Genomic DNA, 12732 nt, shown 5'->3' on the forward strand with positions numbered 1-12732 from the left:
GAGGCGTATATGCATACCGATGTGACGGCGAATGTTCGTAGAAGCAAGTTTAGAAACAGCTTCGGGGACTGGCTGCTTGTCCGCTTAAAAAGTACCTTTGAATATGACAGGCCTTATTGGCGCTATGCAATGATCGGGCTTTGGGCCGTATACGCTGCAATGCTGGTCGTGACAGCGCTCGGCATGCCGACAGGACTTGGCGTTTTATTTGATACCATTACGTTTGCATTTTGGGGTACGATTACCCTGGGGGCGGCCGGTTGTGCGGCTGCATTTTTGCTGACTTTGGCTTATGTGCCGCTGCCCCGATTTTTTATCGGCAGTATGATTTTTGTTGGAATCATAATCTATACGATTTTTTACAATGCAAGTTTAGGCGTTGCCGTGGCGGCAGTCCTCGCCTTGCTGCTTACTGGCACAGGCGCTCTCTGCGGCATGCTGCTGGCGATTATTATTATGCCGGGGCAAAGCGTCCATGCAAGGGCGGCCAGTCTGACGACAGCTGTCCTGATGATCGCGGCCGCCTTTATCGGTATTGACCAGCGCGAGTCGATATTGCCTGTTTCGAATGCGGGAAGCAGCAAAAATACCGGCATCATCGCGCCGTTAAGCGGCGCCGGCCCGGCTGAATTAGGCGCTTATAACGTGCTGCAGCTGAATTATGGAAGCGGGCGCGATCAGCATCGGGATATATTTGCCGATCAGGCCGATCTCATTACGGTTTCTGCAGACGCTTCCGGCTATATTAAAGAGTGGCCGTGGCTGCGCAAGCTGTTCTGGGGCTTTGATGAGACGGCGCTGCCGATCAATGGCAGAGTATGGCTGCCGGAAGGAGAAGGCCCGTTCCCGCTGGCGCTCATTGTCCATGGCAATCATCTGATGGAGCAGTTTTCAGACGGCGGTTACAGTTATTTGGGAGAATTGCTGGCAAGCCGGGGGACGATTGCGGTATCTGTAGATGAGAATTTTTTGAATTACTCGGTATGGAGCGGTATCCCGAATGACGATATGAAGATGCGGGCCTGGATACTGCTTAAGCATTTGCAGCAAATTGAAGCCTTTAACGGGCAGAGCGGCAATCCTTTCTACCGGAAAGTGGATTTGCAGCGCGTCGCATTAATCGGCCATTCGCGCGGCGGCCAAGCGGTAGCGATGGCGGCTGACAGCAGGCGCTGGTTCGCAAATGATGAGTCGCTCGCGGACTGGGACCGCAACATAAATGTGCAAAGCGTCATTGCCATCGCCCCGACGGATAAGCAGGTGGATAAACAATCTGCGGTGGTAAAGCAGACCAATTATTTGACTATTCAAGGTGCAATGGATGGCGATGTAAACAACTTTTATGGCGACCGGCAGTTTAAACGCACATCGTTTGCTGCCGATAGCGGTCTGTTCAAAGCATCTCTTTACATAGGAGAAGCGAATCATAGCCGTTTCAACTCCAGCTGGGGTTCTATGGACGACAGTTTGCCTGGCGGGCTGCTGCTGAACCGCCATACGATGAAAGCGGATGATCAGCAGGCTGCGGCTCGGGTGTATGTGTCCGCCTTTATCGAATCCACCTTGCATGGCAATCATCAGTTCGATCCGCTCTTTCGCGATTATCGGTATGGGATGAACTGGCTTCCCGAGGCGGCGTATATAAATCGCTATGAGGATAGCAGCTTTGTCTCCCTGGCTTCCTTCGAAGAGGATCAGGATAAGACGACGGCTGCTCTGGGCAGCAAGGCGGAGGCTGAGGGCGTACAATGGACTGAGGCCGATGTGCTGGATCGCGAGCGAAATAAAAAAGGGACGCGGGCAGTGCTGCTGGAATGGAGCGATTCGAAGGGGGGCTTTTATTCGATTCGTTTGTCTGACCAATTTCGCAAGCGGCTGGCTGATCGCAAGCCGGCGCTATTAACATTCTCGCTCTCGAATTTGGAGCGGGATTTGCCGGAGCAGACGGAGGGGGCTTCGCCTCCGCCCAAAGTGCAAATTGAGCTGGAAATGGATGACGGCTCGCGCGTCATGCTGCCGCTTGATGAATTTATGCCGGTCATCGTTCCGCCCCATTCACAATTTACAATCGCCGATTGGCTGGAGCCGCGTATGAAAAGCGGCAAATACAAGGAATCTGCCGAACCGGTATTTCAGACGTACCGTCTGCCGCTCGAGCAATTTGAGAAAGCGGGCTTTCCGGTTGAAGCGAGCCGTATTGCTGCCGTTTCCTTTTATTTTCAGCGGGAGCCCGGCAAGATGATGATTGATGATATTGGCTTTGCGAATTAATATTTGCATAAAAACGCACCCGTTCTTATTAGGACGGGTGCGTTTATTCGTATAAGAGCTGCATCCGAATCAATCGGTTCTTGCAGCGTAAGGGGCGCTAGAGCGCCGGAAATGGAGCTCGGACGGAAGCAGCACAGTCCGCCAATTGTCGGGAGCATGCCCGCGAATGCGGTCAATTAGCAGCTGAATGCCGATAAAGCCAAAGTCGTAAGCTGGCTGAGCGACAACTGTCATGAAAGGATCGACGACAAATCCGGCTTCCAGTTCGTCAAAGCAGACGACAGACAGATCTGCCGGCACCTGGCAGCCTTTGGCGAGAAGAGCTCTGATCGCGCCCAATGCCAAAAAATTGTTGGCGGCAAACAGAGCGGAGGGCGGCTCGGGCATTTGCATAAAGTGCTCCATTAATGCGTCCATATCGCCCATTCGATAGTGCGCCTCGGCAACATAGCTCTCTTCATAAGGCAAGCCGTGCAATTGCAATGCCTCCCGGTAGCCGGCCAGCCGCAGCCGCGCGGTAGAGATCGTCGGAACGCCGTTCAGCAGCGCGATTCGCCGGTGGCCGAGCTCAATCAAGTGGGTGGTTAACTTTTTGGCCCCTTCCTTGCTGTCGCCAAGGACAAGATCGCATTCGATGCCCGGCACCTCCCTGTCCAGCAAGACGAGCGGCATGTTTTGCTTCTTCAGCTTGCGCAGATTAGGCAGCGAGTTATCCCCGGCAGGGGCAAACAAGACGCCGTCCACGCGGGCAGACAGCACGGTGTCGATATATTCTTTTTCCTTGTCGATGCTTTCATCGCTGTTGCCGAGCAGCAGGCGGTAGCCATTCTGTCTGGCTGCGTCCTCTGCGCCGCGGGCCAGCGCTGTGTAGAAAGGATTCGTAATATCAGTAATAAGCAGGGACAACAGATGGCTTTCCTGCTTCACGAGACTGCGTGCCATGGAATTGGGAACATAGTTCATTTCCTTCATGATGCTGAGGACGCGCGTGCGGGTTTTGTCGCTGATTCTTCCTGTGTTATTGATAACCCTCGATACCGTCATTGCTGAGCATCCGGCTTTTTTTGCTATATCATAGATCGTGACCATAGATTGCTGAAACCTCAACTTCGTCGTAATGATTTCGTAATTTATATCATAGCGTAAAAGCATCTTGACAGCAATGTCATAAGCTGATAGTTTAGAGTTACCGATAACTCAAAAAGGGGTGGAAACCGTTGTCACATACAATAGAAGGCGGCGCTGATGCGCTAGTTGTGGACCCGAAAGACGATGTAGCGACAGCCTTGCGCGATCTGCAGGCAGGCGAGACGGTTCAGTATCGCAGCGGACAATTGGTTTTGCGGCTGCAAGCTGTGAATGCGATTCCTTTCGGACATAAGATTGCCATCCATGCACTTGAGGCAGGCGTGCATGTGCGCAAGTATGGTGAAGTAATTGGCCAAACAACGGCAGCGATAGCGGCAGGCGAGCATGTTCATGTCCATAACATTGAAGGGATACGCGGCCGCGGCGATCAGGCAGCGGGAAGGGAGAAGGGCTAATGACGGACATTAAAGGTTATCTTCGTCCAGACGGAGATTACGGCATTCGCAATCATTTATTAATTATTCCGACAGTCATTTGTGCCAATCAAGTAAGCAATCGGATTATGCAAATGGTGCCGGAGACGGTAGCGATTCCGCATCAGCATGGTTGCAGCCAAATCGGCGCCGATAAAGACCGCACCTTCGCGACGCTTGCCGGAACGGGCAGAAATCCTAACGTGGGCGCGGTCTTGATTGTCAGCCTCGGCTGCGAGGTCGTAGATCCTTATGCGCTCGCTGAGGACATTCGGAAGACAGGCAAGCGGGTTGAGGTAATCGACATTCAAGAAACCGGCGGTTCTGTGAAAGCGATTCAGCGAGGCACGGAGCTGGCCCGCGAGCTGCGGGCGGAGCTGGATCAGCTGACGCCGGAGACGATACCGGCAAGCAAATTGCGCATTGGCGTCAAATGCGGAGGATCAGATGCTACTTCCGGTATGGCATCGAATCCGGCCTTGGGGGCAGCCTCGGATATTTTGGTAGATCTAGGCGGTACTGTCGTCATTAGCGAGACAACCGAGATTATCGGCGCTGAGCATGTGTTAGCGGAACGCTGCAGCACACAGGAAGTTGCCGACCGGCTGTATGCCTTCGTCGAGCGGTTCGAACGCGAGGTCGAGCGAATGGGGGCTGATATGCGCGGCGGCAATCCGAGTCCCGGCAATATTGCCGGCGGTCTTTCGACGATTGAAGAAAAGTCCCTGGGCTGTATTAGCAAATGCGGCACATCGCCATTGATGGGGGCCTTTGAATATGCGGATCCGATTCCGGGAACCGGGCTATACTTTATGGACTCCCCAGGCAATGACATCGAATGTGTGTCCGGGATGGCTGCCAGCGGCGTTCATCTGGTGTGCTTTACGACAGGACGCGGCACGCCTACCGGCGCCGCTGTCGTCCCGGTAGTCAAAATAACCGGCAATAAAAAGATGTATGAGCGGATGACTGACAATATGGATGTTGATGTGAGCGACATTCTGGATGGTACAGCGGGTGTTGAGCAGGCAGGCGAGCGCATTTGGCAAGAAATTGTCGAGGTTGCCGCCGGCAAGCTGACGAAAGCAGAAATTCTGGGGCATCAGGAGTTCAGTATCAATCGAATCGGCCCGAGCTTGTAAAATGCAGTCAGACGGCAAAGAAGCGGAAATACGATACAAGGAGAGGGCAAGATGGGCAGATTAAAGGGGAAAATTGCGCTCGTTACAGGAGGAAGCCGTGGAATCGGGGAAGCGATCGTTATCCGGCTTGCTGAGGAAGGCGCAGATGTGGCGATTAATTTTACATCTGACGCAAGCCGCGAGAAGGCGCTAAAGGCAGCTGCACAAGTAGAGGAGCTTGGCGGCCGGGCGATGGTGGTGCAGGCGGACGTCGGCAGCCAGCAGCAGGTGCTGCATATGTTCGAAGAGGTGGAGCGGCAGCTCGGCCAAGTCGACATTCTGGTAAATAACGCCGGGGTTGCTCCATTCGAATCATTCATGCTGACAAGCGAGGAAACATGGGACCGCACTTATAATACGAATGTCAAATCGATCTTTTTATGCTCACAGCGGGCTGCTGCCTCGATGATCGAACGCCGCAGCGGCAAAATCGTAAACGTACTGTCTACGGCCAGCCTTGTTGTAACCAGTCCGGTAATCCCGCATTATCAATCTTCTAAGGCGGCGGCGCATATGCTGACGAAGGGGATGGCCATCGAGCTGGGCAAATTCAATATTAATGTCAATGCGGTCGGGCCCAGCACGGTCGACACGGATATGTGCACCGATTATTTGGCCGACGAGGAGACTCGCCGCAAGGAAATCGAGGCAAATCCGATGAAGCGGCTTGGGACAGCGCGGCAAATTGGCGATGCAGTCGTGTTCCTTGCCTCCGATGAGGCGATGCAGGTGAACGGCCATTTGCTGATGGTTGATGGCGGCTTGACCATAAAAGCGGCACAGCCGGAAGACAGTATGGAAAGATGACAGCGGGTTGACCGCAGCCGCCAGTGAAAGCAGGTTTTCACTGGCGGCTGTTTTTGGTAAGTTTGGACGAAGCGGACATGAGCGGACCGACAGACGACCAAAATAAATTCCCTCTTTCGGATGGGAACATATGTGTGGTATGATATAAAAACAAACATATGTTCCTGTTTTATAGGCGCGTTTCAGGCGTGCAACGACTTGAGGGAGGAATGTTTCATGGCAGTCGGGATTGGGGTTCGGCCGCAAGTGCAAATTGGCAAAGAACTAGAGCTGGTGAGGCGTTATGTGCTGCTTGGCATCGCATTGCAAATACTGACGCACGATATTCGGATCGTTGGAGAAGCGCAAGTGAAAATTCCGCGATTATACGAATCGATGCTGCGTGGACTGCAGGATCGGGTATTGCTGGAGATGGCAGGGTTCCGCAAGCGATTCCGCGACTCCGGCATCCGCATCGACGAGGAGCTGCGCGGACCGGAGCGCATGACAGTAGGTTATAATTGCTTGGGCTACACGCATTCTTTTTCCATGCCCTGGAGCTTGGTAAGAGCGGAGGCAGAACGGATTTTGAAGGGGTATTTGTCACAATAAGTTCATTGATTTGTCATAAAACAAAAAAAGTTTATTATTATCGCAAGTTTAAGGTTGAGAAATTCAGCCAATCTTAGTTATTATAGAAGGTGGACATTCTGATAACAAAGGGGAGCAAGCGGTAATGTATAAGTGGAGTATGTTCGTCGTTTTTGCTGCGGCTTCGATTCTTGGCATCGTTATTCTAACTACGCAGCTTCCTGGCAAAGCTGTAGATGAGGAAGCTGCTGCGGGAATGACACTGCTAAAGGTTGAGGCAAATTCCGACTTCACGTTCGGAGAGAAGGAATATAGAGTTAAAAAGGGCGAGCCGGTCAAGCTGAAGCTTGTTAACAAAAGCGGCATCCATGGTCTGGCGATTGCTGATTTCGGCATTGACCTGAATGGCGACAAGCTTGAGCAAGAAGTTACGTTTGACAAAGCCGGCACATTCGAAATGCACTGCTCGGTTGGCTGCGGCGTAGGTCATAATGATATGAAAACAACGTTGATCGTAGAAGAATAGATCGTCTGGAAGGGAGCCTTATTGCAGGCTCCTTTTCAAATCAGGTTTCCAACTTCATTCAAGCAGAGGAGCGAGATTATTCATGATTACTCATATCGTTATGTTCAAGCTAAAGGACCGCAGCCCGGAGAAAGTTGCGGAAACGGCTCAAGTACTGCGCAATATGGAAGGCAAGATTGACGAGCTCAAATATATTGAAGTTGGCGTTGATGTCGTTCATTCCGACCGTTCCTACGATATTGCTCTTATTACCAAATTCGATTCTATGGAAGCGCTGGACGCCTACCAGGTGCATCCTGAACATCAAAAAGTAATCGCTCATATGGCACAAGTGCGCGAAGCTTCCGTAAGCGTTGATTTTGAAAGCTAAAGGCGGTAAAGACAATGCGCGATGTCTACGAAATGTTCTTCTACCTGCTAGTCATCATCATTAGCTGTATCGTCATGACGATGTGGCTAAAGCGGAAAGCCAGAAAGAAGAAATCCGATCAATAGTCACGGCTTTTTCGAACTTCATACAAAGTCGGGAGTCATGCTTATGTATTATGTAAATCGTGAACAAATTTCTGTAAGATTGGCCGTTATTCCACAATTGGCAGAAGCGATGGACAAGCTTGTTTCTTCCTGGGATGGCGGTTTACTGCAAGGCTTGGCCCAAGAGCGCGCTCTGCATCTGGCTGTTGAGACAGTAACGGATGTTGGCAGCTATTTAATCGACGGGTTTATTATGCGCGATGCCAGCAGCTATGAGGACATTATTGAAATTATTGCAGGCGAGCAAGTATTTCCAGAAGCGTTAAAGCCGGACTTGATGGAGCTGGTGCGGCTGCGCCGTCCGCTAGTGCAGGATTACTATGAATGGCAGCGCAGCGAGCTTCATCCGTTGACAGTGAAGCTTCCGGCATGTCTTATCGCCTTTAAAGAAGCGGTGCTATCGTATTTACAGAAAGAACTGGACGTATAGCGGCAGTAAGCCGCTGTTCGTCCGGTTCTTTCTTTCATTATAGAGGTTGTCCAAAAGGCGCCAGCCGTCTTTGCTTTGATTTACGAAAAGGCAAAAATGCGGTACAATTAACGCTAAATATAGGTCAAGGTGGTGGTCGGATTGGGAACATTCAAAGAGCTGGCGCCAGGACGTGATGCGGAAGGCGCGGGCAAGTCGACGAAGCAGACCATCCTGACACTGTTGAAGACAAAAGGGAAGATGAACGCCGGCGAGCTGGCGAGTGAGCTGAATATTACCGAGATGGGGGTGCGGCGCCATCTGGGTGTACTTGAGCGCCAGGGATACATTGAGCTCGAGGTTGTTCGCCAGCCTATGGGCAGACCGACACACCGGTATGGCCTTACAGATGCGGCAGAACATCTTTTCCCCAAAAACTATCATCTGCTGGCACTTGATTTTTTGCAGGAGTTAAATAAAGATCCGCAGTCGGCTCTGCTGATTGATCGGCTTTTCGCCGGACGGAAGCGCAAGCTGCTTGAGCGATTTGCCGAGCGGATGCAAGGGAAGAACCTGGCCGATAAAGTAAAGGAATTAGCTGTCATTCAGAACGAAGGCGGCTATATGGTGAAGGTAGAGCAAGGGACAGACAGCATTTTGCTGCATGAATTCAATTGCCCGATAGCGCAAGTGGCCAACCAGTTCGATCAGGCATGCCGCTGCGAGCTGAACTTGTTTGAGGAACTGCTGGATACGTCTGTCGAGCGTACAGAATGTTTGGCGAGCGGCGGAGGCAAGTGTACGTACAAAATAGATACAGATAAAGAGTGATAAAATGGCGCGAAACAAGCACATCCATTTTATCACTCTTTTTTTTGCGTGAATTTGTGACGGGTCAAGCCGGTGCTGCTTATACTGTCATTACGAATTGGGCATTCGTCTATTACGGCTGGAGGGAGGAGAACTAGTTATGACCATGGCGTTATGGCTCGAGGCTGGTTTTCTCGTCGCATTCATCGTCTTAGTTGCCGGGGTATTGCTATGGCTAAGAGCGGCTAATAACAAGCTGGCCCGTTTAACGGCTGCAGCGGCGGTGCTGGAGCAGCGTATCCAGGATGCAGGCGATCAGCTCACAGCTATTACAGTCCCTGCAGCTGAAGCGGTTCAGACCGTTCGCAAGCAGTTGGATTATGCAATGCCGGTTTTCGATGCAGCGAAGCGCTGCGGCCGATCGGCCGATGAATTGGCAGCAGCTGTGAGCAAAATATCCGCTGCAATTTCCAATTCTGCGGCTCGTTATGTTGAACAGGGCGGCGGAAAATACGGCAGCCAAATAACAGAAGCGCTGGAGATTGCCGAAGCGGGATTTGCTGCATGGCATTTCTGGCAAACCAAACGTAAAGAATACCAGCGTTCCTCTGCATGTTCCGGGTATGACGAAGGGCACGATACTAATCAATAACGATCTTTTTCAGTTTTTAGGATAGGTCGGGAAAAGGAGCGAATTAGAATGGCTAAACAGACGAAGAGCTTTTTGTACGGCATGCTGGCTGGCAGCATTATCGGCTCAGTAACAGCTTTATTATTTGCCCCGAAGCCAGGTAAAGAGCTGCGTAAGGATATTGCGGAAGGTGCTCAGCAAATTGGAGAGCAAACCGCTAAAATCGCCGGGCAGGTCGGCGAGAAAACTTCCAAAATCGCCAGACAAATCGGCACAGGCGCAACACAAATCGCAGGCAAAGCGCGGGGAACAGTCCATTCCTGGAGATTCGGCCAGCAGAATGACGATGCACTGACTATCGCTGATGCAGACCGCGCCGATGCCGACGATCGTGTTAGCGAGCAGGCAGACAGATCGCAATAAACGTCTTATATGAGAAAAGATTGGTCAGAGCAGTTGTTCTGTCCAATCTTTTTTGATTTATAGAATAATCAATCCAGTTTGGCCGCCGCTTCGGCAATGCGTTCGAACAAACGAATAAATACTTCTTGTTCGTTATGATCCAGCTCTGTAATCAGCTGGGCTAGAATCTCGCGATACCGGAGCTTGACCTCTGCAATGGACTGCTTGCCGTTGTCGGTCAGCTGCAATAATGTTACCCGGCGATCTTGCGGATCCGGCAAACGGATGACAAATTCATTTTGTACCAGCCGGTCGACCATGACAGTAATCGCACTTGGCTTTACCTGCATTTTTTCAGACAATAATGAAGCGGTCGCCCTTTCTTCCCCGGCAATGATGTTCAAAATATAGCATTGCGGCCCGGTCAGCCGCCCTTTTAGGTCTTGTTCAATAGCTGATGCAAGCTTGCGGTTTGTTAAAGAAATCGCCTTTTGGAACCGTTCGGAATAATGGATAAATTGCTGCTCTTGCGATGTAGTGTGATCGCTCATAAAAGTTAACCACCTTCAATGATAATAACATCAATGACCTTTCAAACGGCGATATTCTGTAGGGGAATAGCCGAACCATTTGCGAAACTGCTTGGAAAAATATAACGCATCTGCATAACCGACCGATGAAGCGACATGATCGACTGATAAACGCAAATTATGCTGCAGCAGCTCTCCCGCCCGCTCCATCCTTACTTTGAGCAGAAATTGCATTGGAGAATACCCGGTCGCTTGCTTGAACATTTTAGATAAATGTGTTCGGTGATAGCCAAGACTGCGCGACAAGCTCTCGATGGAGATTGGCTGGGCATACTGCAGGGAGAGCCATTTAATCGCCTGATTGATTTGCCGCTCGATATCGGTGATGCCGCCCGAAATTTGTGAGGCAAGATGCCCCGCATTCTCCAGCCCGAACTGTTTTAGCATGACCCGAAGCAGGCCGCCGGATTCCAGATCAGCTAGCTCCGCACTGCTTGAACGCTTGAGCGCTAATTGTATATTGCGATAGAGCCGCGTTATTGTCGGGATATCTTTGATCCGGATAACGGGATTGTCGGCGGATATGCCGAGACTGTTTAACAGCGGCAGCGCAATTGGCCCTTTAAACGCAACCCAGCGATAATGCCACGGATCATGCTTGTCGGCCGCATATGTAAACAACGCATCAGGAAAAATAAAAAAAGTGTCGCCCGCTTGGCAATGGTATAAAGTATCGTTGATTTCGAATGTGCCTAGACCCGATACGACTGTGTGAACAAGAAAGTAATTATGGACGGCGGGACCGATTTGATGTGTCGGAACGGGCCGGGCATTCCCGCTGAACAGTACCGACAGTTCTCCGTGCGCAGGCATGGAGTTGACCCCGATGGAGAAAAATTGATGATCTAACATAGGCAATCCCCCCGATTCCTGATGACAATAAATAAATGCTAATATTACTAGCCTAGCCTATAAAACTACAAATGTCCATATCGATCTTGCATTAAAGCCTAGTCGAAATGCTGCCGATTCCATTATATTTAGGTCATGTTCACCGCGAAAAATGCGGCAAGATATAAGGAGGATTAACATGTCCAAAATTACATTTATTGGAGCAGGAAGCACAGTTTTTGCGAAAAATGTACTGGGTGACGTTATGATGACCCCAGCGCTTCAAGGCTTTGAAATTGCGCTGTTCGATATCAATCCTGAGCGCTTAGCAGATTCGGAAAAAATGCTGCAGAACATATGCAATACGAGCAAGAGCACCTGTGTGATCAAATCTTACAGCGACCGCAAGGAAGCGCTCCGCGGCGCTAAATATGTCGTAAATGCCATTCAAGTAGGCGGCTATGATCCTTGTACTATCACTGACTTTGAAATTCCGAAAAAATACGGCCTTCGCCAAACGATTGCCGATACGGTAGGCATCGGCGGCATTTTCCGCAATTTGCGCACCATTCCGGTTATGCTTGATTTTGCCAAGGATATTCAAGAAGTATGTCCGGATGCCCTGTTCTTGAACTACACGAATCCAATGGCGGTACTGACTAATGTTATGAACACATACGGCGGCGTAAACACAGTCGGCCTGTGCCATAGTGTTCAAGTTTGCTTGCAAGGTCTGTTCGACAACCTCGGGCTGGAGACGACTGGCGTCAAGCATAAAATTGCCGGCATCAACCATATGGCATGGCTGCTGGAAGTAACGAAGGACGGCGTGGATTTGTATCCAGAAATTAAACGCCGTGCCCGCGAGAAGCAAAAAGAAAAGCATTGGGATATGGTCCGTCTCGAAATGATGCTCAATTTCGGCTATTATATTACAGAATCGTCTGAACATAATGCGGAATACCATCCGTACTTCATCAAGCGCAACTATCCGGAGCTGATCGATCGCTTCAATATTCCTTTGGACGAATATCCGCGCCGCTGCATCAACCAAATCGAGAGCTGGAACAAGCAGCGCGAAGAGCTGGTTAACAATATCGAACTGAAGCATGAGCGTTCCCATGAATATGCATCTTATATTCTGGAGGCGATTGAAACGAACGTGCCGTTCAAAATTGGCGGTAACGTCATGAATACTGGCGGCCTTATCTCCAATCTGCCGCGCGAAGCTTGTGTTGAAGTGCCTTGCCTCGTCGACAGATCTGGCGTAAATCCAACCTATGTCGGCGACCTGCCGCCGCAATGTGCGGCGCTGAACCGTACCAACATCAATACCCAGCTGCTGACAATTGAAGCGGCAATAACGCGCAAGCGCGACCATATTTATCATGCGGCAATGCTTGATCCTCATACAGCAGCTGAGCTTTCGATGGATGACATCAAAGCGATGTGCGACGATCTGATCGAAGCACATGGCGACTGGCTGCCTAAATATAACTAATTGAATGTTGGAAGCCGTCTCGCAAGCAGTAATTTTGCTGCTGCGGGGCGGCTTTTCCCTGTGTTCTGCCGCTTATTGTGAAAAAAGCTGCAACATTCTGGAGCGAG

At 50.7% G+C, this 12732-nt stretch carries 15 protein-coding genes; 12 read left to right on the forward strand and 3 right to left on the reverse strand.

The window, feature by feature from the left end; all coding sequences use genetic code 11:
• Positions 1-9 precede the first annotated feature (9 nt).
• Positions 10-2271: a poly(ethylene terephthalate) hydrolase family protein gene (locus ACFQ0N_RS18530; protein ID WP_379328821.1), complete on the forward strand. Its 2262-nt coding sequence runs from the start codon at positions 10-12 to the stop codon at positions 2269-2271.
• 69 nt (positions 2272-2340) lie between these two features.
• Here the strand turns inward: ACFQ0N_RS18530 and ACFQ0N_RS18535 are convergent, their stop codons facing one another.
• Positions 2341-3360 (reverse strand): LacI family DNA-binding transcriptional regulator, encoded by a 1020-nt coding sequence (locus ACFQ0N_RS18535; protein ID WP_379328823.1) that lies wholly within the window; start codon positions 3358-3360, stop codon positions 2341-2343.
• Between the two features lie 128 nt (positions 3361-3488).
• Here ACFQ0N_RS18535 and ACFQ0N_RS18540 point away from each other — a divergent pair, with 128 nt between their 5' ends.
• The 10 genes from ACFQ0N_RS18540 to ACFQ0N_RS18585 all read left to right on the forward strand — a co-directional run bounded on the left by ACFQ0N_RS18540 (position 3489) and on the right by ACFQ0N_RS18585 (position 9724).
• Positions 3489-3815 (forward strand): UxaA family hydrolase, encoded by a 327-nt coding sequence (locus ACFQ0N_RS18540; RefSeq protein WP_379328825.1) that lies wholly within the window; start codon positions 3489-3491, stop codon positions 3813-3815.
• Entirely contained in the window at positions 3815-4975 is a 1161-nt protein-coding gene (locus ACFQ0N_RS18545; protein ID WP_379328827.1) for a UxaA family hydrolase, read from the forward strand. The genes ACFQ0N_RS18540 and ACFQ0N_RS18545 overlap by 1 nt, the downstream gene beginning before the upstream one ends.
• Positions 4976-5026: 51 nt before the next feature.
• A complete protein-coding gene (locus tag ACFQ0N_RS18550) occupies positions 5027-5821 on the forward strand; it encodes an SDR family NAD(P)-dependent oxidoreductase (protein WP_379328829.1) in 795 nt (264 codons plus the stop codon).
• Positions 5822-6037: 216 nt separating this feature from the next.
• Positions 6038-6412, forward strand: coding sequence for a YhjD family protein (locus ACFQ0N_RS18555; RefSeq protein ID WP_379328831.1), 375 nt, complete (start codon positions 6038-6040; stop codon positions 6410-6412).
• Positions 6413-6536: 124 nt separating this feature from the next.
• A complete protein-coding gene (locus ACFQ0N_RS18560; protein ID WP_379328833.1) occupies positions 6537-6917 on the forward strand; it encodes a cupredoxin domain-containing protein in 381 nt (126 codons plus the stop codon).
• Between the two features lie 82 nt (positions 6918-6999).
• Positions 7000-7287, forward strand: a complete 288-nt coding sequence (locus ACFQ0N_RS18565; RefSeq protein WP_379328835.1) for a Dabb family protein — start codon at positions 7000-7002, stop codon at positions 7285-7287.
• 168 nt (positions 7288-7455) lie between these two features.
• On the forward strand, positions 7456-7881 hold the full coding sequence (locus ACFQ0N_RS18570) for a DUF86 domain-containing protein (protein ID WP_379328837.1): 426 nt from the start codon (positions 7456-7458) through the stop codon (positions 7879-7881).
• A gap of 141 nt (positions 7882-8022) precedes the next feature.
• On the forward strand, positions 8023-8691 hold the full coding sequence (locus ACFQ0N_RS18575; RefSeq protein WP_379328839.1) for a helix-turn-helix transcriptional regulator: 669 nt from the start codon (positions 8023-8025) through the stop codon (positions 8689-8691).
• 139 nt (positions 8692-8830) lie between these two features.
• Entirely contained in the window at positions 8831-9322 is a 492-nt protein-coding gene (locus ACFQ0N_RS18580; protein ID WP_379328841.1) for a hypothetical protein, read from the forward strand.
• 48 nt (positions 9323-9370) lie between these two features.
• A complete protein-coding gene (locus tag ACFQ0N_RS18585; protein ID WP_379328843.1) occupies positions 9371-9724 on the forward strand; it encodes a YtxH domain-containing protein in 354 nt (117 codons plus the stop codon).
• Between the two features lie 68 nt (positions 9725-9792).
• Here the strand turns inward: ACFQ0N_RS18585 and ACFQ0N_RS18590 are convergent, their stop codons facing one another.
• Both ACFQ0N_RS18590 and ACFQ0N_RS18595 read right to left on the reverse strand, forming a co-directional pair.
• Positions 9793-10254 carry a MarR family winged helix-turn-helix transcriptional regulator gene (locus tag ACFQ0N_RS18590; protein ID WP_379328845.1) on the reverse strand — a complete coding sequence of 154 codons (462 nt, stop codon included), beginning with the start codon at positions 10252-10254 and terminating at the stop codon, positions 9793-9795.
• 30 nt (positions 10255-10284) lie between these two features.
• Positions 10285-11145 (reverse strand): helix-turn-helix transcriptional regulator, encoded by an 861-nt coding sequence (locus ACFQ0N_RS18595; protein ID WP_379328847.1) that lies wholly within the window; start codon positions 11143-11145, stop codon positions 10285-10287.
• A 178-nt stretch (positions 11146-11323) separates the two neighbouring features.
• Between ACFQ0N_RS18595 and melA the strand changes: the two genes are divergently transcribed.
• Positions 11324-12625: an alpha-glucosidase/alpha-galactosidase gene (melA, locus tag ACFQ0N_RS18600; protein WP_379328849.1), complete on the forward strand. Its 1302-nt coding sequence runs from the start codon at positions 11324-11326 to the stop codon at positions 12623-12625.
• Positions 12626-12732: the final 107 nt, after the last annotated feature.

It is taken from the genome of Paenibacillus sp. GCM10027626 (assembly GCF_042676285.1).
In the GTDB taxonomy this organism is placed as follows: Bacteria; Bacillota; Bacilli; order Paenibacillales; family Paenibacillaceae; genus Paenibacillus_Z.

What these genes read in the sequence shown, in the direction of transcription:
- ACFQ0N_RS18530 (WP_379328821.1), top strand. Translation starts at nt 10, where the DNA reads ATGCATACCGATGTGACGGCGAATGTTCGTAGAAGCAAGTTTAGAAAC.
- ACFQ0N_RS18535 (WP_379328823.1), bottom strand. Translation starts at nt 3,360, where the DNA reads ATGGTCACGATCTATGATATAGCAAAAAAAGCCGGATGCTCAGCAATG.
- ACFQ0N_RS18545 (WP_379328827.1), top strand. Translation starts at nt 3,815, where the DNA reads ATGACGGACATTAAAGGTTATCTTCGTCCAGACGGAGATTACGGCATT.
- ACFQ0N_RS18550 (WP_379328829.1), top strand. Translation starts at nt 5,027, where the DNA reads ATGGGCAGATTAAAGGGGAAAATTGCGCTCGTTACAGGAGGAAGCCGT.
- ACFQ0N_RS18555 (WP_379328831.1), top strand. Translation starts at nt 6,038, where the DNA reads ATGGCAGTCGGGATTGGGGTTCGGCCGCAAGTGCAAATTGGCAAAGAA.
- ACFQ0N_RS18560 (WP_379328833.1), top strand. Translation starts at nt 6,537, where the DNA reads ATGTATAAGTGGAGTATGTTCGTCGTTTTTGCTGCGGCTTCGATTCTT.
- ACFQ0N_RS18565 (WP_379328835.1), top strand. Translation starts at nt 7,000, where the DNA reads ATGATTACTCATATCGTTATGTTCAAGCTAAAGGACCGCAGCCCGGAG.
- ACFQ0N_RS18570 (WP_379328837.1), top strand. Translation starts at nt 7,456, where the DNA reads ATGTATTATGTAAATCGTGAACAAATTTCTGTAAGATTGGCCGTTATT.
- ACFQ0N_RS18580 (WP_379328841.1), top strand. Translation starts at nt 8,831, where the DNA reads ATGACCATGGCGTTATGGCTCGAGGCTGGTTTTCTCGTCGCATTCATC.
- ACFQ0N_RS18585 (WP_379328843.1), top strand. Translation starts at nt 9,371, where the DNA reads ATGGCTAAACAGACGAAGAGCTTTTTGTACGGCATGCTGGCTGGCAGC.
- ACFQ0N_RS18590 (WP_379328845.1), bottom strand. Translation starts at nt 10,254, where the DNA reads ATGAGCGATCACACTACATCGCAAGAGCAGCAATTTATCCATTATTCC.
- ACFQ0N_RS18595 (WP_379328847.1), bottom strand. Translation starts at nt 11,145, where the DNA reads ATGTTAGATCATCAATTTTTCTCCATCGGGGTCAACTCCATGCCTGCG.
- melA (WP_379328849.1), top strand. Translation starts at nt 11,324, where the DNA reads ATGTCCAAAATTACATTTATTGGAGCAGGAAGCACAGTTTTTGCGAAA.